This is a genomic window from Streptacidiphilus alkalitolerans (assembly GCF_042511045.1).
GTDB classification, from domain to species: Bacteria; Actinomycetota; Actinomycetes; order Streptomycetales; family Streptomycetaceae; genus Streptacidiphilus; species Streptacidiphilus alkalitolerans.
On sequence record NZ_JBHEZX010000023.1, the window covers coordinates 39,118 to 55,899 of the forward strand.

General features: G+C 71.0%; 16 protein-coding genes. 7 read left to right on the forward strand and 9 right to left on the reverse strand.

Annotation, left to right across the window (positions count from 1 at the left end; genetic code table 11):
* Window positions 1-43 precede the first annotated feature (43 nt).
* Window positions 44-262 (reverse strand): DUF5808 domain-containing protein, encoded by a 219-nt coding sequence (locus ACEZDG_RS34095; protein ID WP_380517662.1) that lies wholly within the window; start codon window positions 260-262, stop codon window positions 44-46.
* Window positions 263-343: 81 nt separating this feature from the next.
* On the reverse strand, window positions 344-694 hold the full coding sequence (locus ACEZDG_RS34100; protein ID WP_380517665.1) for a hypothetical protein: 351 nt from the start codon (window positions 692-694) through the stop codon (window positions 344-346).
* 79 nt (window positions 695-773) lie between these two features.
* Here ACEZDG_RS34100 and ACEZDG_RS34105 point away from each other — a divergent pair, with 79 nt between their 5' ends.
* Window positions 774-1,121 carry a cupin domain-containing protein gene (locus ACEZDG_RS34105; RefSeq protein WP_380517667.1) on the forward strand — a complete coding sequence of 116 codons (348 nt, stop codon included), beginning with the start codon at window positions 774-776 and terminating at the stop codon, window positions 1,119-1,121.
* A 90-nt stretch (window positions 1,122-1,211) separates the two neighbouring features.
* Here the strand turns inward: ACEZDG_RS34105 and ACEZDG_RS34110 are convergent, their stop codons facing one another.
* From ACEZDG_RS34110 to ACEZDG_RS34120, 3 genes are all read right to left on the reverse strand, one after another.
* Window positions 1,212-5,192: a family 78 glycoside hydrolase catalytic domain gene (locus tag ACEZDG_RS34110; RefSeq protein WP_380517669.1), complete on the reverse strand. Its 3,981-nt coding sequence runs from the start codon at window positions 5,190-5,192 to the stop codon at window positions 1,212-1,214.
* Between the two features lie 49 nt (window positions 5,193-5,241).
* A complete protein-coding gene (locus ACEZDG_RS34115; RefSeq protein WP_380517672.1) occupies window positions 5,242-7,872 on the reverse strand; it encodes an alpha-L-rhamnosidase-related protein in 2,631 nt (876 codons plus the stop codon).
* 69 nt (window positions 7,873-7,941) lie between these two features.
* Window positions 7,942-10,758 (reverse strand): alpha-L-rhamnosidase-related protein, encoded by a 2,817-nt coding sequence (locus tag ACEZDG_RS34120; protein WP_380517675.1) that lies wholly within the window; start codon window positions 10,756-10,758, stop codon window positions 7,942-7,944.
* A gap of 157 nt (window positions 10,759-10,915) precedes the next feature.
* Here ACEZDG_RS34120 and ACEZDG_RS34125 point away from each other — a divergent pair, with 157 nt between their 5' ends.
* Window positions 10,916-11,581 (forward strand): GntR family transcriptional regulator, encoded by a 666-nt coding sequence (locus ACEZDG_RS34125; protein WP_380517677.1) that lies wholly within the window; start codon window positions 10,916-10,918, stop codon window positions 11,579-11,581.
* A 7-nt stretch (window positions 11,582-11,588) separates the two neighbouring features.
* Here the strand turns inward: ACEZDG_RS34125 and ACEZDG_RS34130 are convergent, their stop codons facing one another.
* The gene (locus ACEZDG_RS34130; RefSeq protein ID WP_380517680.1) at window positions 11,589-12,056 is read right to left on the reverse strand and encodes a MarR family winged helix-turn-helix transcriptional regulator; all 468 of its coding nucleotides are present in this window, start codon (window positions 12,054-12,056) and stop codon (window positions 11,589-11,591) included.
* A 124-nt stretch (window positions 12,057-12,180) separates the two neighbouring features.
* Between ACEZDG_RS34130 and ACEZDG_RS34135 the strand changes: the two genes are divergently transcribed.
* The 5 genes from ACEZDG_RS34135 (at window position 12,181) to ACEZDG_RS34155 (ending at window position 15,686) form a co-directional block, all read left to right on the forward strand.
* Complete coding sequence (locus tag ACEZDG_RS34135; RefSeq protein ID WP_380517685.1) at window positions 12,181-13,149, forward strand: alpha/beta hydrolase; 969 nt, start codon at window positions 12,181-12,183, stop codon at window positions 13,147-13,149.
* Between the two features lie 394 nt (window positions 13,150-13,543).
* Window positions 13,544-13,759 carry a hypothetical protein gene (locus tag ACEZDG_RS34140; RefSeq protein WP_380517688.1) on the forward strand — a complete coding sequence of 72 codons (216 nt, stop codon included), beginning with the start codon at window positions 13,544-13,546 and terminating at the stop codon, window positions 13,757-13,759.
* A gap of 162 nt (window positions 13,760-13,921) precedes the next feature.
* Window positions 13,922-15,049, forward strand: a complete 1,128-nt coding sequence (locus tag ACEZDG_RS34145; protein ID WP_380517691.1) for a helix-turn-helix domain-containing protein — start codon at window positions 13,922-13,924, stop codon at window positions 15,047-15,049.
* Complete coding sequence (locus ACEZDG_RS34150; RefSeq protein WP_380517694.1) at window positions 15,046-15,522, forward strand: hypothetical protein; 477 nt, start codon at window positions 15,046-15,048, stop codon at window positions 15,520-15,522. Before ACEZDG_RS34145 ends, ACEZDG_RS34150 begins: the two co-directional genes overlap by 4 nt.
* The gene (locus ACEZDG_RS34155) at window positions 15,519-15,686 is read left to right on the forward strand and encodes a hypothetical protein (RefSeq protein ID WP_380517696.1); all 168 of its coding nucleotides are present in this window, start codon (window positions 15,519-15,521) and stop codon (window positions 15,684-15,686) included. The genes ACEZDG_RS34150 and ACEZDG_RS34155 overlap by 4 nt, the downstream gene beginning before the upstream one ends.
* Before the next feature lie 125 nt (window positions 15,687-15,811).
* Here ACEZDG_RS34155 and ACEZDG_RS34160 read toward each other — a convergent pair whose 3' ends face one another.
* From ACEZDG_RS34160 to ACEZDG_RS34170, 3 genes are read right to left on the reverse strand one after another with little or no spacing between them, the layout of a single operon-like run.
* Window positions 15,812-16,309, reverse strand: a complete 498-nt coding sequence (locus tag ACEZDG_RS34160) for a helix-turn-helix domain-containing protein (protein ID WP_380517699.1) — start codon at window positions 16,307-16,309, stop codon at window positions 15,812-15,814.
* A complete protein-coding gene (locus ACEZDG_RS34165) occupies window positions 16,269-16,508 on the reverse strand; it encodes a DUF6879 family protein (RefSeq protein WP_380517702.1) in 240 nt (79 codons plus the stop codon). Before ACEZDG_RS34165 ends, ACEZDG_RS34160 begins: the two co-directional genes overlap by 41 nt.
* A complete protein-coding gene (locus ACEZDG_RS34170) occupies window positions 16,463-16,615 on the reverse strand; it encodes a hypothetical protein (protein ID WP_380517885.1) in 153 nt (50 codons plus the stop codon). The genes ACEZDG_RS34165 and ACEZDG_RS34170 overlap by 46 nt, the downstream gene beginning before the upstream one ends.
* Window positions 16,616-16,782 lie beyond the last annotated feature (167 nt).

A 16,782-nucleotide genomic window follows, 5' to 3' on the forward strand; every position in this document is an offset into this window, starting at 1 on the left:
CCCCGGCCCACGAGCCGGCGACGATCAGGCGAGTACGCCCGCATCACCGCTGGCGGTTCCGCTGGGCGTACTTCACCGGGTGGGCCACCCAGTAGAAGTTGACGCCGTAGCCCCAGCCGAAGGATTTGGGGGTGAACAGGCGGCGGTCGTTCGGGTTCCAGGCCCGGGAGACGAGGCGGGCGTGGGTGGGCCTGCGCCAGTCGAACGGCAGGCCCGCGATTCTGCCCTGCCCCTCGGGGGGTGTCTGTTCCGGCTCTGCCATGGCGGCCTCCTCGACTTCCGATGATGCTGCACCGGTGCGGTCGGTGCCTACCCCCGCCGAGAGTTCATACCCGGGCCCGGATCACAGCCACCGTTGGGCTGCCTCGACGCTGTCGGCGCCGCTGGTGTTGAAGGCGATCGCGGCGCCCGGCGCATGCTGCCGGATCAGGTTCACCACGTGTTCGAAGAAGGTCAGCAGCGAGTCGGGCTTGCGGATCCCGCCGCCGACCACCACCACGTCCCACTCGCGCGCCGTCAGCGCCGCCACCAGCGTGGACTCGGCCGACTCATCCAGTGTGACCAGGGTCATGGACGCCTCGATGGCGTGCTCGCCGAATCTGGCGAGCTCCCGGTCGAGGACCGCGCGGATGGCGTCCCCGTCCATACCGGGCACGGCGTGCGGGTCGATACCGAGGACAAGAGCGCTGGACATATCCAGCCTGACGAGCAGGGCCGCCTCCTGGTTCCCACCGGGCGCACCCGTCACATCCGAGCTATGAGAGCTTGGTGGCATGAAGCGCACCCAGGAGTTCCTCGCCGTCGACAGCCTGCCCTGGACCGAGGTCGCCGGGGCGCCCGGGGTCTCCGAGCGGTTGCTCAGCGCGGCCCCGTCCGGCGACGGCGCCGAACTGACCCGGCTGGCCCGCTGGGCCCCCGGGCTCGACACCTCCGCCGCGGGCGTGATCCGGCATCAGTACGTCGAGGAAGTGCTGCTGCTGGAGGGCGAGTTGGAGGACCTCACGCTCGGCACGGTGTTCACCGCCGGCCACTACGCCTGCCGGCCCCCGGGCATGCCGCACGGCCCCTACCGCACCGGCCCGGGCTGCGTGATGCTCGAAATCCGCTACCCCGCACGGTAGCGACGGCAAGAGCCAAGGCGAAGACCCGCCCGGACGAGGGGAAGTTCGTCCGGGCGGGCCCGACCTCAGGTCAAGCGCCGGTCTCCCCCGTCAGGGGGTGAGCTCGGCGATTCGGGTGAAGCTGTTCTGAGCAGCCGTCACCACCACCCGCACCTGGGTGGTGCTGACCGCGGTGGCGAACGGGATCCAGCGGTACTGCGCGGTATTGCCGGACACGTCCGCCCGGGTGACCCACTGCGTGCCGTCCCAGGTCTGCACGGTGAAGGCGGTCGGGACGCCGTCGGCGGACGAGGCGAACCCGACACCCCGCAGCGGGACCGCCGCGGGCACGGTGACGGTGAGGGTGTCCGGGTACTGGCTGTCCGTGTCGTCGTTCCAGAAGGTGGCGACGTTGCCGTCGATCGCGTTGGCCGCCGCATAGGTGCGGGTGGCGCCGTCCACCACGTTCGGGGCGTGCTCGCTGGACGCGGAGGCGGTGGTGCCGTCGGGCCAGCGGCCGAACACCGACACCGGCACGGCCGTCGTGGCGACGGTCCCGTCGGGCGCCCGCACCCTGACCGTCAGCGAGTAGTCGCCGCTGGCCGCCGTGCTCGGCACACTGACCCGGAGCGTCGCACGGACGTCGCTGGTGGCCGGGGTGAGCGGGACGGCGGCCGGGGTCGCCGTCGCGGTCCAGCCGCTGGGCAGGGTCGCGCCGACCACGGCCGAACCGGCCTCGGTGGAGCGGCCCTCGACCACCAGGGTGACGTCGCCGCTGCCGCCCGGGGTGATCGGCGCCGGCTGGCTGGCCGTCACCGCGATCCGGGTGAAGGAGGTCTTCGGCGCGGTCACGGTGAAGGTGTAGTCGCCGGACCCGGCGGTGAGGCTGAGCGCCTGGTCGTTCGCCTTCCCCAGGGTGATCCCCGGGTCGGACTGGGCCCCGTGCCCGGCCGCGTAGATGGTCCGCCCGCTCTCCCGCACCGTGGAGGCGGCGCCGCCCAGCAGCGGGACCCGGATCGTCGCGGTCGCGCCGACCGGGACCACCGCGTGGTAGGTGAGCGTGGAACCGTCACGCTGCCAGGAGCTGACCACCGTCCCGCGCGCGGTCTGCTGCTGTCCCGAGGCGGAGGTCAGATCGCCGACGACGCTGGGCGCCAGGGTCAGCGTGCGGTAGCCGGAGCCGGTGCTGCCGGGCTGGATGCCCGCCAGCTGCTGGTAGAACCACTGCCCGATGGAGCCGCCCAGGCCGATGTGGTCCTTGGACGAGGTCCCGTCCGGGGCCGAGGAGTTGGGCCACTTCTCCCAGATGGTGCCGGGGCCCTGGCTGATCATGTAGCCGAAGCTGGGGTAGTCGGTGCGTTCGGCCACCGCGAGCGCGACGTCGTTGCGCCCGTAGTCGCCGAGCGCCTGGAATACGAAGGTGGTGCCGACGAAGCCGGTGGTGAGGTGGTCGTCATGGGCGGTGATGTCCTGCACCAGCTTGTCCGCGGTGGCCTGTTCGTGTCCGGCCGGGACCAGGCCGAGCACCAGCGGCATCGCGTAGGAGAGCTGGGTTCCGGTGCCGTAGACGCCGGTGGCCGGGTCGAAGTAGCGCTGGGTGAAGCCGGTGGCGATCTGGCCGGCCAGGGTGCTGTAGTGGGTGGCGTCGGCGGTGTTGCCGACCACCGCCGCCATCTTCGCCAGCAGAGTGGCGTCCAGGTAGTAGAAGCCGGTCTGGAAGTAGTCGTGCGGGGTGCTGACCGAGGCGACCCAGTCGTCGCCCCAGGAGGTGGGCGAGTTGACCACGATGTGGTCGGCGTCGCTGATCGTGCCCAGGTAGTCGACCCACGCCTTCACGTGCTGGTAGTTGGCGGTGATCGGCTGGGTGCTGCCGTACTGGGTGTAGCTGTCCCAGATGATCTGCGGATACGCCGTGCCCCAGGCCGGGTCGGTGGCCCAGCCGGTGCCGCCGTTGGTCGGCGCCACCGAGGGGATGCTGCCATCCGGGTTGATGCTGGTGACCACGTCGCCGAGCCACTTGTCGTAGAAGGACTGCATGTCGTAGTTGCTCATCGCCTCCACGTCGGAGTCCGCGGCGTCGCCGAGCCAGCCGTGCTTCTCACGGGTGGGGCAGTCCAGCGGGATCGACTGCAGGTCGTTCAGCTGGGTCTGCGCCACCGCGCTCTGGATCGAGTTCAACAGCGGGTTGGAGGAGGTGAACTGACCTGTCGTCAGCACACCGGTGTGCTCCTCCTGCGCGGTGACGGTGACCGCGGCGCCGTCCGGCAGGCCGCTCAGCTCGGCGTAGCGGAAGCCGTTGTAGTTGAAGTGCGGTGCGTAGGTTTCCGTCCCCGAGCCACTGAAGGTGTAGTGGTCGGTCTGCCGGGGCGGGTCGCTCGCGGAGAAGCTGATGTTCGCCGTGGAGACCTGCCCGGACGGGTCGAGGATCTCGCCCTTCTTGATGTCCACGGTGGTCCCGGACGGCTGGGCCGCCGAGATGGTGACCCAGCCGGTGATGTCCTGGCCGAAGTCGTAGACCCGCTGTCCGGAACTGAGGCGGGTCTCCTTCACCGGGGTGAGGGTTTTGACGACCGTGGTCGGCGGGGTGGTGTCGGCCTGCAGCCGGGTGACCGCGGAGTAGCCGGTGGCCGGCTGCGCGCCGTAGACGCCCAACTCGGCCAGCCGGAAGGTGCAACTGGTACCGATGCAGGGCAGTTCGGTGGCGGTGACCCGGACGTAGCGCCCGGTGGCGTCGGTGTCCAGCAGCACCGGCGAGGTACCGGGTGACGGCTGGTCAGCGCCGGTGCGGTCGGCGACCGTGGTGGCGGTGGCGAAGGTGGGGTCGTCGCTGACCTGGACCAGGTAGCGGGCCGGGAACCCGGCGGCGGGGAAGTCACCGGCCGGGTCGTTGGTCGGCCGCGCGGGGAACAGCCGGATCTGCCGCACCTGCTGGTCCGTGCCCAGGTCGGTCTGCACCCACTTGGTGGTGTCGGCGACCGACCCGATCGCCGAGTGGTAGCCCTCGGAGGCGTCGCTGGAACCGTCGACCCCGTCGGTGAGCGCGGCCGGCGACCAGCCGCAGCAGGTGGTGGAGTCCAGCGAGGTCACCGGCTTGCCCTGGGCCAGGCTGACCGGGTGCGCCGCCGGTGCCACCGCGTGCGCGGCGGCCCAGGAGCTGTCGTCGAGACCGGCCGTGTCCCAGTCTGCGACGGCCTTGCGCGCGTCGTAGGTCTCGCCGTAGTAGAAGTCGTCGCCGGTCACCGGCCCTGCGGTGGTCCGCCAGGACGGGTCCGTCCCGAACACCGACCTGGAGCCGTCGGTGTAGGTGACGTCGAGCTGGGCGACAAAGGTCGGCCGACCGCTGAACTGGCCCTTGCCGGCCATGAAGGCGAGGGCGTTGCCGCCCTGCTTCAGCTGCGCGGTGACGTCCAGGTCGCGGTAGAGCACCCGCGAGCTGTAGTCGGTGACCGAGGAGTCGAGCACCTCGCTGGGATCGACCCGCGCGCCGTTCAGATGCGGCTCCACGATGCCCTGCGCCGCGAAGTAGAGCCGGGCCCGGGCGACCGGCTTGGTGACGGAGAAGTCCCCGCGCACCAGGGCGCCGTCGTTCACCTGCAGCCACCAGGCGGACCAGTCGGACGCGTTGAGCAGCCCGGTGTCGAAGGACGACGGGGCCGACCACGGGGAGGCCTGGCCCTGCCGGTTCCAGGTCCGCACCGACCACTGGTAGCTGTGGTCGCTGACCAGGGCGGGCCCGGCGTAGCCGACGTCGGTCGAGTTCTGCGATGCCACCCGGCCCGAGTCCCACACCGCCTTCGCCCCGGAGCGGACCCGGATCTCGTACCCGGTCTGGGTCTCGGCGCGGGCCGCGTCATGCAGGGCCCAGGCCAGGATCGGCCGCGACTCACCGGCGGGCAGGCCGGGACCGTGGCCGTCGACCCGCAGGTCGGTGGGGGCGAGGGCGCTGCCCGAGGCCCCCGGGTGGTGCTGCGGCGCGGCTGCCGCCAGCGCGGGTACGGCGGCGGGGACGGACAGCGCCGCCGCCAGCACGGCGGCGAGCGCGACCGTGCGCGTCCGCCCGCCTCCTCGGATCCTTGGCCATCTCACTGACATGTGTCCTCTCGGTTCGGGCGTGGAGGGACCGGCACTTGGTGGCTGGGTGCTACTTGCCGGCGGCGGTGACCGTGACGGTGTGGGTGCCGGGCCGCACCCCGTGCAGGGTGAGGTAGCCGTCCTGGAGCGTGGCCCCGGATGCGGAGGAGCCCGCGGATCCGACCGCGCCGGCCGCGTTCCAGACGGTCCTGCCGTCCACCCGGACCAGGACGCTCCCGGTGACCGGCACGGCGACGTCCCCGCTGGTCCCCTTGGGGGCGGTGACGGTCAGGCTGAACTGCTGCGCGCCGCTGCCTCGGCTCCAGCTGACCTGCAACGGGCCGTGCGGGGTCGGCAGTTGGCCGCGGGCCCAGGTCACCGAGCCGGGGTGCGGCTGGACGCTCCAGGTGCTGAAGCCGGGTCCGGTCGGGGTGGCGCCGAGCAGGTCGTTGCTCAGGGCCGGGACCACACCGGTGGACCAGCCGTGCGCGGCCGAGGTGTAGGCGCCCTCGTAGAGGGACCCGCCCGCGCCGATGCCCTCCCAGTCGGTGATGCCGGGGCCGTGGCCAGCCATCCACCCGTACAGCCGCTTGATCTCGTCGATCGCGGAGTCGGCCTGGCCGCTGAGGAAGCGGGCCTGGATGTCCGGGTAGGAGGTGAAGGCGTAGACCCGCTGGGTGCCGTCGGAGACCAGGGTGTTGTTGTCCATGAAGGAGTTGCCGTAGGGCAGCGCGGTGTTCTGGGCCAGGTAGTTCAGGGCCGAGGTGGCCTGCGCCTGGTCGGCCACCCCGGCGACCACGGCCAGTCCGTTGCCGTCCTGCGCGTGGCGGACCGGTCCTGACGCGGAGTCGAGGTAGGCACCGGTGGCGCTGTCCCACAGATGGGCGTTGATCGCCGTGCTGACGGTCTGCGCCCGCTGCTGCCAGCGGTCGGCGTCGGCGCCGCGGCCCATCGAACGGGCCATCGCCGAGGCGTCCTTGAGCGCCTGCACATAGAGGGTGTTGTAGTAGGTGACCTCGCCGGTGCGGCCCAGGAAGGCGTAGTCGCCGTAGCCGCCGGTGCCGTTCAGGCCCTTGGACAGCAGGCCGTTGGCGTCGGTGACGCTGGGGTACCAGTCGTCCAGCACCTTCACCAGGTTGGGGTAGTAGGACTGCGCGTAGGCGGTGTCCCCGCTGTAGAGCACGTAGTCCCAGCTGCTGGTGACCCACCACATCGGATAGTCGAACAGCGGCAGGGTGTAGTTGTTGATGGACGCCGGGGGAATCCAGCCGTCGGCGCGCTGGTGGTCCGCCAGGTCGGCCAGCACGTTGCGGGCGGCGACCGCGGTGTCATGGGTGAGGTAGGTGGTGCGGCCGGAGACCGCGATGTCGCCGACATAGGGGTCGCGGTCGCGCTTGGCGCCGTCCTGCAGCACCAGCTTGCCGTCCAGGGTCGGGCTGTCGGCGCCGCGCGGGTCCACGTCACTGGACCGGAAGGTGTCGGTGACCAGCTCATTGGTGTAGGAGGCGTCGTACCAGTACTGGTTGAGCTGGGGGTCCGAGGACTCGAACCAGCCGGTGTAGCTGTCCGGGGTGCCCAGGAAGGCGCTGAAGTCCAGCGAGACCCCGTTGATCCTCACGGTGCCGTAGGGCTGGGCGATCGGTGCGTCCGTGTCCAGGGCGTCCAGGGTGATCTTGAGGTAGCGGAAGCCGTGCAGTCCGTCGGCGCACACCTTGGTGCCGCTCTGGCAGCCCTTGGTGTCGGTCCAGATCTCGCCCTGCTGCGCCACCGCGTGCTGGTCGGTGCCGGGACCGCCGTTGACGTCGGAGCGGGTGAAGTCGGAGCGGTCGCTGAGGTACTGCAGGGTCTCCGAGGTGGCGATCCGCACGCCGGGGCTGTTGGAGGAGGCGCCGGCGAAGCTGATCCTGGGGTAGCCGACCACGACCTTGCCGAAGTCCAGGGTGATGCTCGGCGGCGGTGGGTCGGCCTGGACCAGGCCGGGCCAGATCTCATTGATCCGGGTGTACTCGCCCTTGGGCGTGGACTGGTCCTTGGTCACGGTGATCCGCACCTGCGTGGTGCTCACCGCCGCCGGGAAGGCCACCGCGCGCTGGACGTCGGCATTGCCGGTGACCGTGGCCCGGGTGGTCCAGGCGGACCCGTCCCAGGTCTGCACGGTGAAGTCCTGCGGCACCCCGTCGCTGTTGGACAGCACGGTGATGCCGGGCAGCTTCACCGGCGTCGGGCTGGTGAGCTGGATCCAGGCCGGATAGGTGGCGGCGGAGGCGTCGTTCCAGAAGGTGTCGGTATTGCCGTCGACCGCGTTGCCGGGCACATAGGTGCGCGGCTTGCCGTCATTGCCGTTGTTGCCGTCGTGGAAGGACGAGGCGTCGGCGGTGGTGCCGGCCGGCCAGGCGGGCTTGGGCGCGGGCGCCGGGCGGGTGAGCACGGCGGTCCCGCGGCCGAGGGCCCCGCCGGGGTGGCTCACGTCGCCGGTGGTGGCGACGACCGCGACCGGCTGCACCGAGCGGCTCGACGGCGCCTGGACGTACTGCTTCCAGTCGGGCGAGGACGACCGGTGCAGGGCGGCCGTTGCCGACTGCGCGGAGGCCGGACCGACCACCACGGACATGGTCACCGTGAGCGCGGCGGCGAGCGCCGCCGCCTGGGCGGTACGGACCGCGCGGGGGCGCGGGCGGGGGCGTGGACGGGGGGAGGGCATGGGGGCTCCAGGGGTTCGATCGCAGTAGAACGTTTCAAAACGACAGCCGGAAAACGCTGGGCTCCGGCACTACGGGGTGAGCTCGGCAACCCGGGTGAAATTGCCGTTCTGCGTCTGCGAACCAGTGACGACAAGGCGGACCTGGGTGGTGCTGACCGGGGCGTCGAAGGGGATCCACCGGTCGACCGCGGAGTTCCCGCTCACCTCCGCCCGGGTGGTCCATTCGCTGCCGTCCCAGGTCTGCACCGAGAAGTCGGTGGGCACGCCGTCGACGATCGAGGCGAAGCCGACTCCGTGCAGGGTGACCGGCGACGGCGCGGTCACCGTCAGCGTGTCCGGGAACTGGCCGGGGGTGTCGTCGTTCCAGAAGGTGGCGGGGTCGCCGTCGATGGCGTTGGCCGCGTCATAGGTCCGCTGCTGGCCGTTGAAGACATTCGGCGCGTGCGCGCTGGACGCGGCGGCGGTGCTGCCCTGCGGCCAGCTGCCGAACACCAGCACCGGCGTGCTGAGATGGGCGTTGGCCCGGTCCGCCGTCGCGGTGATGCCGATGGACTGCGGGCCGCTCGCGGCGTCCGCGGGAGCGTGCAGGGTGAGGTCGACCACCGTGTCGGTCGGCCCGTCCCTGGTGTCCAGTGTGAAGCTCGCCGGGTCCGCGGTCCATCCGGCCGGAAGCGTCGCGGTCAGCTTGCCCTTCAGCACCTTGTCGCCCTGGGCGGAGACGGTGACCGGCACCGTCAGGGTGTGTCCGGCCTGCAGCGGAGCGGTGGAGGTGGAGGTCGCCGCCACCGAGAGGGTGGTCGGCACCGCGCCGACGGCCTGGCTGCGGATGGTCGCCCGGGCCGGGACGCCGCGCAGGACCAGATAGCCGTCCTGGAGGTGCGCGCCGTAGCCGGAGCCCTCGCGGCCGTTCCAGACCCGCTTGCCGTTGACGGTCACCAGGGTTGCGGCGCCGAAGGTCGGCACGTCCACCTCGCCGACCGCCGCGGCCGGGGCGTCGAGCTGCTCGGTGAAGGTGCGGCTGCTGACGTCGTGCTGCCAGCCGAGCTTGATGTCGCCGAGCGGTGTCTTCAGCGACCCCTGCGCGTTCTTGAGGTCACCGGGCTGCGGCTTGATCGTGTAACCGCCGCTGACCGAGGCCGGGTTGATGCCGAGGACGTAGAAGGTCAGCGCCGAGGTGGGGCCGGTGGCCCAGCCGTGCGCGGCGCTCATGTAGGCGCCGCCGTAGCCGAACTGCCCGTTGGCGAGGTAGCCCTCCCAGAAGGTACTGCCGGTGCCCAGCGGGGAGTTGAGCATATAGCCCCACTCCCGGCGGATCAGGTCCAGCGCCTGGGTGGTGTCACCGGCCTGCAGGTGGGCCTGGATCTCCATGGAGCCGGGGAAGGTGGCGATCTCGGAGTTCTTCTCCGGGGTCGTCGCCCCGAAGGCGTTCCAGTCGGTGGTGAGCGAGGCGCTGACCCGCTTGGCGCGGTCGCTCGGCGCCAGGCCGAACCAGACGGCGGCCGAGTTGCCGTCCTGCGGGTGCAGGTCACTGGTCGGGTTGTCCCGGTACTCCCCCGCCGCGTCGTCCCAGAGCACGGCGTTGACGCCGGCCTTGACGCTGTCGCCGGCGGCCTTCCAGGCCGTGGCGGACGCCTGGTCGCCCTCGGCGGCGGCAAGCGCGGCGCCGGTCCGCAGCGCCTGGTAGAGCAGGGCGTTGGCCTCGATGTTCTCGCCGCCCTGGTCGCTCCTGGCCCAGTCGGCGGTGCCGGTGACCGACATCAGTCCGTCCGTGCCGACCTTGGCCAGTGAGAAGGCCAGCGCCCGCTTGTAGTTGGACCACTCGCTGTCCAACCACGCCTTGTCGTGCGAGTACTGGTAGTAGTTCGCGGTGCCGATCAGGGTCCAGAGGTGGTAGGTGTCCGAGCCGTAGAAGTTCACCTCCGGTCCGGCGAAGGGGAGTTCACCTGAGGCGGCCTGGTGCTGGTAGAGCGTGGTCAGCGCATTGCGGGTGGGGGTGAGGTCTCCCAGCGAGGCGAACTCGGTGGGCACCGAGACGCCCAGGTCGCCGGGCCAGACCGTGCGGTCCCGCTTGGCGCCGTCGACCAGCACGGTGTCACCCGTGCCGACGGTGCCGCTGTTGTCCCACCCGGAGGCGGGCGGCCCCCAGACCCGGCCGGTGGTCGGGGCGATGGTGTTGGTCTGCACGGTGTAGGCGCCCGCGTACCAGATCCGGTTGAGCAGCGGATCGCTGGAGTAGAAGTAGTTGTCGTAGTCGCGCAGGTTCGCCATGGTCGGCGCGAAGGAGATGTCGAGGCTGACCCTGTCCAGGGAGATCGGCCCGCCGGAGGCGGAGAAGAGCGTGAGGTAGCGGAAGCCGCCGCGCAGCGAGGCCTGCGGCATGGTCCACGTCGCACCCGGGGTGACGTCCGCGTAGATCGCGCCGTCACTGCCGGAGCCGCCGTTGCTGGCGTCGCTGCTGGTGCCGATGTACTGGGAGGACTCGCTGAAGGCCAGGCCCAACCGCTGCCCGCCGGCACTGGCGCCGGTGAAGTGCAGGCTGACCACGCCGCCGACCTCCTTGCCGAAGTCCAGGGTGATCGAGGAGCCGGACCCGGCCCCGGACAGCACCACCGGGCGCCCGTGCAGCAGGGCGCTCGGGCTGCTCACGGTTCCCGTCGTCCGGGTCACCCGGACCGGGGCGACGGTGCGGCTCGCCGGCGCGAGGTTGTAGGCGTCCCAAGGACGGGCCGGGGCAGGGCCGTGGTCGGCGGCACGGCCGGCGGCGTGGCCCGAGGCATCGGCGTTGGCGACGGGCAGCGCGGCCACCGCCAGCCCCACCAGGGCTGCACCGACGCCGAGACGTCGTTTCCGGTCCGAACGGCCAGGTACACGGTGAGGCATCGTCATGTGTGCTTCTCCACAATCCATCTGAAACGTTTCAGTCCGTTTACATGAAGGAAATGTATGAGAGGCCCTTGTGAGGCGTCAATAGGTTGCACCGTTCGTCATGGATCCGGGCCCGGGCCGTCGATAGGATGCCGGGAGGTCCACACAAGGAGGCTTCATGGCGAGCACCATCGGACAGCCGCTGACCCGGGTCCTGCTGTCCGACCAGGTGTACGCACGGGTGCGCGCCCTGATCATCAGCGGTGAGCTCGAACCCGGCGACCGGCTGGTGGAGTCCGAGATCGCCCGGCAGCTCAAGGTGAGTCAGGCGCCGGTCCGCGAGGCGGTGAAGCGCCTGGTGCACGAGGGCCTGGCCCAGCACGCCCCGCGCCGGGGCAGCTTCGTGGCCAAGGTGTCGCCGGACGACGCCTCCGCCGCCCGCGCGGTCCGGCTGGTCATCGAGGAGCTGGCCGCACGCACCGTGGCCGAGCGCACCGCGGCGGTGCAGCCCTCGGCCGAGGCGTGGGACGCGCTGCGGGAACAGGTCGAGGCGATGCGCGAGGCGGCGGCGGAGGGGAACGTCGGACGCTTCCGCGACGCCGACATCTCCTTCCACCGCGCGGTCTGCGAGGCCAGCGGCAATCCGTTCCTGCCGAAGGTCTGGGCGGTGATGGAGCCCAGCCTGCGGGCGCTGCGGGTGGTGTCCGACCCGCTGTTCACCGGCGACTGGGCCGCGATGGCCGAGCAGCACGCCGGCCTGCTGGCCGCGCTGGAGTCGGCAGGACCGGAGGCCGCGGCGGCGCAGTTCGCCGCCCACGCCCGAGGCGACATCCCCGGCCACTGATCCGCCGTCAGGCCTCCGCCGAGACATTGGCGGTGAGCAGCCGGAGCAGCCTCCTGGCCTCGTCGAAGTCCCGGGTGGACAGCCCCATCGCGTCGCCGATGGCCCCCGGCACCTGCGCGGCGCGCTCGCGCAGGTCGCGTCCCTGCTCAGTCAGGCTGACCTGGACCGTGCGCTCGTCCTGCGGCAACCGCTCCCGGCGCACCAGGCCGCTTGCCTCCAGCCGCTTGATCAGCGGGGTGAGCGTGCCGTAGTCGAGCTGCAGCGCGGCGCCGATGTCCTTGATCGGCACGGTTCCGTGCTCCCACAGCACCAGCAGGGCCAGGTACTGGGGGTAGGTCAGCCCCAGCGCCTCCAGCAGCGGCCGGTAGCGGTGGGTGACCGCCCTGGACGCGGCGTAGAGCGCGAAGCAGAGCTGGTCGTCCAGCAGCAGCGAGAACCCGTCCCCGGCCTCGCCGGGTGTGTCAGCAGCCTTCATGGGGCCAGTTTATCCCACGGAGGCGATTACCACTTCAGCACTTAACTTGCGCACGAGGTAATCGTGTCATAGGTTAGTGCTCAGACGGAGAGCCGCCCCGGCTCCCGCTCCGAAGGAGTGAGCCATGACCGAGCACACGCCCGCCGCACCCGTCCTGGAGCAGGCCGCGGCCGAGTTCGCCGCAGCGACCGCCAACCCGCCGTACCTGTTCGACCTCGGTCCCGCCGAGGGCCGCAAGGCCGTCGACGAGGTCCAGTCCGGAGACATCGCCAAGCCCGCGGTCGACGAGGAGTGGACCACCGTCAGCGGCGGCCCCACCGGCAGCGTCCGGGTCCGGATCGTCAGGCCGGCCGGGGCCTCCGGCACGCTGCCGGCGATCCTCTACATCCACGGCGCGGGATGGGTGTTCGGCAATGCCCACACCCACGACCGCCTGGTCCGCGAACTCGCCGTCGGCGCCGGCGCCGCGGTGGTCTTCCCCGAGTACGACCTCTCCCCCGAGGCCCGCTACCCGGTCGCCATCGAGCAGAACTACGCCGTCGCCCGCTGGATCACCACCGACGGCGCCGCCAAGGGCCTGGACGCCGGCCGCGTCGCGGTCGCGGGCGACAGCGTCGGCGGCAACATGGCCGCCGCGCTGACCCTGATGGCCAAGGAGCGCGGCGATGTGCCGCTGGTGCAGCAGGTGCTGTTCTACCCGGTCACCGACGCCAACTTCGACACCGGCTCCTACCGCCAGTTCGCCGAGGGCTACTTCCTGCGCCGCGACGGCATGCAGTGGTTCTGGGACCAATACACCACCGACCCCGCCCAGCGCGCCGAGATCACCGCCAGCCCGCTGCGCGCCAGCACCGAGCAGCTCGCCGGGCTGCCCGCGGCCCTGGTCATCACCGGCGAGGCCGACGTGCTCAGGGACGAGGGCGAGGCCTACGCCGAGAAGCTCCGCCAGGCCGGGGTCGAGGTCACCGCCGTCCGCTACCCGGGCATCATCCACGACTTCGTGATGCTCAACGCCCTGCGCGGAACCCACGCCGCCGAGGCCGCCATCACCAAGGCCGTCACCGTCCTCCGCACCGCCCTCGGCACCGCCTGACACGCACCGCAGCAGCACCTCGGCCCCGCCGGCAGCCGCCGGCGGGGCCGAGGTTTTCCCGTGGCAGGACTGGACCGTCAAATGGCCGTTTCGCGATGGAAAGTCGTCAACGCTAGACCAGATTCGACCGGCGCGCAGAGCATTCCGAAAGAATCGGATTTTCTACATGGGTGGTTGGTGAAATCTTCGGCTTACGTTCCGACGGGCACCTTGGGTGTGCACCTGTCGCTGTAGTGTCCCCCGATAGCGGGGAGCCCCGGTTCGGTCTCTCAAACTTCTGCCGGGGCTCCACCGTCCACGTCCACTCCAAGATCAAGGATGGCCCATGCCCCCCGACCGGAGTGCAGTCCAGCGCCCAAGGGCGTTGCCGGACCGCGCGTTTGACGACCGTAACATGCCGCATCCGGACCCCCTTGAAACCTGGGAACCGCGACAGCGTGTTGACCTGACGGTCATGTGGCGCGCGGGGGCCTTCCTCGCGTTGCTCGTTCTTCCGATCATGCTGATCCGGGGGGTGGCGGCACCGGGCCCGGCAGCTGCTCTCGTGCTGGCCGCGATCGCCGCCGCCAACCGCTCCCACCTGGCCTATCGCCGCACCACCATCCGCTAGGCCGCGCGGTGCCGCCGGCGACGCACGCCGTCGGCGGCGGCACCCGACCGGATCGGAAAACAGCGCACGGATCACCTATTTCGTACAAGGACCGTGCGCGGAGGCTGGGGTGGCGCACAACGAAACCCCCACCCCTCGGAACGAGCATCCCTAGGAAGACACATGACATCGCCGTCTGCGATCTGCTGGCACTGCGGCCAGCCGTACACCCGGCCCAAGACCAACGGCCGCCCCTCGAAGTACTGCACCACCACCTGCCGTTCGGCCGCGTGCCGGGCCCGGGCACGCGGCCGGCACACCCAGAGCGCCGCCGCCGCGGAAGGCCCCACCCCGCGCCAGTACGACCACGCCCTGGGCCTGTTCGCCCAGGACCTCAAACAACTCGCCCTGGACGTCGAGCGGTTGGCGGCCCGTACGGTCGGCGACGACCCCGACCTGCCCCCGCTGGCGCTCCTGGAACAGCTCAACCACACCCAGCACGGCCTGACCGAACTCATGGCCATAGCGGTGCAGCAAACCCGCTTACGCCATCCGAACCTCAGCTGGAAATCCATCGGCGACGCCCTGGAGGTCAGCGCCCCCACCGCGCGCGAACGCTGGTCGAGCAGCCGCACCTGGCGCATGCTGCTCAAGCGCGAGAGCCGGGTCCAGGCCAAACGCCGGGCCGAGTCGGTCTTCGAGCGCCGACCGCCCAGGACTCCCGGGACCGCGCCCGACCCCACCACCCCCAGCACCCCGCAACTGCCGACCGACCCCACCAAGCAGCTCAGCAGCGCCATGTCGCACCTGCAGCGCTCCTCGGCGCACAGCATCCGCGATCTGGCAGAGATCACCCAGGTCTCCCCCTCCTACATCTCCCGGGTACTGTCCGGTGAGCGCCTGCCCACCTGGAGGCTCACCGAGGCGCTTGCCCAGGCCTGCGACTGCGACCCGGCCAATCTCCTGCCGCTGTGGGAGGCCGCCCGCGGACTGCGCCCGCGTCTGCTGCCGCAGAGCGCCGAGGCCGAACTCCACGCCGCGATCAACGGGCTCTACCTGGCGGCGTCCCGCCCCGCCCCCTCCCAGCTGTGTGCGCTGTACCCCAACACCCTGACCACGCAAGGGATCACCGCGCTACTTGACGGGGACACCCCGGACTGGCCCGTGGTGCAGGACGTGGTGGACGCCCTCCACGGCCGCCCGCAGGAGGTGCGCCCGCTGTGGGAGGCGACCAACGCCGCCCGCCGGAACCCCGACGCCCTGACCCCACTCGCCCCCGGCCACGGCCTCCCCACGGCGGGCCCGGCATGACCGGCAACCCGTCCCCCGCCGCACCCGCGCTGCCGCTGGACCTTGAGGCGTTCCTGACCCAATGGCACCAGCCCTTCCTGCGCCTTGCCGCCCAGCACCTGCCCGACCCGGCCGCCGCGGAGCAGGCCGTTCTGCACGCCGCCGCCCTCATCTACTGCCACTGGCCGGACCTCCTGGGCCGGGCCGCCCCGACCCTGGGCGCGTTGGAGATCCTGCAGGACGTACTGGCCGCCTGCCCGCGGCCCGACCCGGCCTCCCCGCTGAGATCCGCCCTGGCCGAACTCGAGGCGCACTCCCCGCTGCAGGCGCACTGCGTGCGGCTGCGCCACCTGGCCGGACTCCCCTACCGCACCGTCGCCCTGACCCTGAACATCGACCAGGGCGCCGCGAAGGCGCACACCTGGGCCGGTCTGCGCTTCCTGGACGCCCGGCTCGCCCGCCCCGTCCGACCGGCACCGGGAACAGCCCTGTGAACAGCATCGAGGAACTCCTCGAGACCGAGGCCCACCGCTGCGCCCGCACCGCCGCCGACCGCAGCACCCGCCTCTTCCTCGACCGACTGACCACCGCCCTGTTCGATCTGCAGCTCCCGGAAGATATGTGGGAATCGTGTTCGACCTATGTTGATTCGGAGTAGGCCATCATCCTGGACGGCATCTCCCGCTTCAGGGCGGCCTCCAGGTCAACGGCTTCGCGGTCGACATCGAGAACTCGGTGATCTGCCCGTCGCTGAGCCCGATCGTGCCCGAGCGTGCACGGCGCTCACTCCCCTGCCCCGACGACGGGCGGCACCGGGAACACGGAGAGGGCGACAGACCAACGGCCATCCCGCCACCCCATCTTTACGCCGTCGCAAACCAGACAGCGCCGGGTGGTGGCCTTGACCATCTGATCCATTCGCCCACGTCCTGAAACGCCTTGGCGTATGTGCTGATCTCTTCCGGTGCCATGACGACCCATGGGCCAGAGCTTCGACTGTGGAGCAGTACACCGGCATGAGCCGGGTCCGCTCATACAGCGGGACGCGGCGATCAGGTCGGCGGCCCGGTCCGGCACTCCGCACGCTGCGCACCACGCCCGAATGTCCGCATCGGACGGGACGGCTCGTGCATTCTCTATGCGGGACGAATTGGAAGGGTGCCAGCCGCAGAGTTGAGCCAGTTGAAGGCCGGACAGCTCTGCGTCCCTCCTGATTCCTCCCAGCCGGTCAGCAATAGCCTTACGTGCCTCTTGGGCACCGGAGAGCGGCGAAGCAGGCATGGTCGCGCGGCCCGGGCCTCTCAGACCACGTAGTCAGCGTGCGGAGTGGCAAGCTCCCAGACCCCGCGTGTTCGTACCGGATGTACTCAGACACCGGCTCGGAAACGATCCGGGCGCGCTGCACCACGACGCCCCGGCCCGTGGTCTCCCCGATCAGCTCGACCCATGACCGCCGCCAGTGGTCTGAGGCAGGGTCCACGTTCCGCCTGCCGGTCTCCGCCAAGTCCTCAGAGCGTCCGTCTCTCGTGCGATGCCGTAGCTGTCGTGCAGCTCAAGATGTACGGCCGATGTCTGGGCCGCCCTCATCAAGTCGGCGACGGTGGGCACGCTCTACGACAACACAAGCCTCTCGGATCAGCGGGATCATGCGGAACGGCACGCGGTAGATGCCTTCGCCTTCGGGACACCCGCGGGGCAGGGCGGCGGCCGTTCACGCGGCACATACCGTTCATGCAGCGCATACTGTACAGCTC

What these genes read in the sequence shown, in the direction of transcription:
- ACEZDG_RS34170 (WP_380517885.1), bottom strand. Translation starts at nt 16,615, where the DNA reads ATGAGGGCGGCCCAGACATCGGCCGTACATCTTGAGCTGCACGACAGC.
- ACEZDG_RS34150 (WP_380517694.1), top strand. Translation starts at nt 15,046, where the DNA reads ATGACCGGCAACCCGTCCCCCGCCGCACCCGCGCTGCCGCTGGACCTT.
- ACEZDG_RS34095 (WP_380517662.1), bottom strand. Translation starts at nt 262, where the DNA reads ATGGCAGAGCCGGAACAGACACCCCCCGAGGGGCAGGGCAGAATCGCG.
- ACEZDG_RS34120 (WP_380517675.1), bottom strand. Translation starts at nt 10,758, where the DNA reads ATGACGATGCCTCACCGTGTACCTGGCCGTTCGGACCGGAAACGACGT.
- ACEZDG_RS34145 (WP_380517691.1), top strand. Translation starts at nt 13,922, where the DNA reads ATGACATCGCCGTCTGCGATCTGCTGGCACTGCGGCCAGCCGTACACC.
- ACEZDG_RS34130 (WP_380517680.1), bottom strand. Translation starts at nt 12,056, where the DNA reads ATGAAGGCTGCTGACACACCCGGCGAGGCCGGGGACGGGTTCTCGCTG.
- ACEZDG_RS34135 (WP_380517685.1), top strand. Translation starts at nt 12,181, where the DNA reads ATGACCGAGCACACGCCCGCCGCACCCGTCCTGGAGCAGGCCGCGGCC.
- ACEZDG_RS34125 (WP_380517677.1), top strand. Translation starts at nt 10,916, where the DNA reads ATGGCGAGCACCATCGGACAGCCGCTGACCCGGGTCCTGCTGTCCGAC.
- ACEZDG_RS34160 (WP_380517699.1), bottom strand. Translation starts at nt 16,309, where the DNA reads ATGCCTGCTTCGCCGCTCTCCGGTGCCCAAGAGGCACGTAAGGCTATT.
- ACEZDG_RS34110 (WP_380517669.1), bottom strand. Translation starts at nt 5,192, where the DNA reads ATGTCAGTGAGATGGCCAAGGATCCGAGGAGGCGGGCGGACGCGCACG.
- ACEZDG_RS34105 (WP_380517667.1), top strand. Translation starts at nt 774, where the DNA reads ATGAAGCGCACCCAGGAGTTCCTCGCCGTCGACAGCCTGCCCTGGACC.
- ACEZDG_RS34140 (WP_380517688.1), top strand. Translation starts at nt 13,544, where the DNA reads ATGCCGCATCCGGACCCCCTTGAAACCTGGGAACCGCGACAGCGTGTT.
- ACEZDG_RS34100 (WP_380517665.1), bottom strand. Translation starts at nt 694, where the DNA reads ATGTCCAGCGCTCTTGTCCTCGGTATCGACCCGCACGCCGTGCCCGGT.
- ACEZDG_RS34115 (WP_380517672.1), bottom strand. Translation starts at nt 7,872, where the DNA reads ATGCCCTCCCCCCGTCCACGCCCCCGCCCGCGCCCCCGCGCGGTCCGT.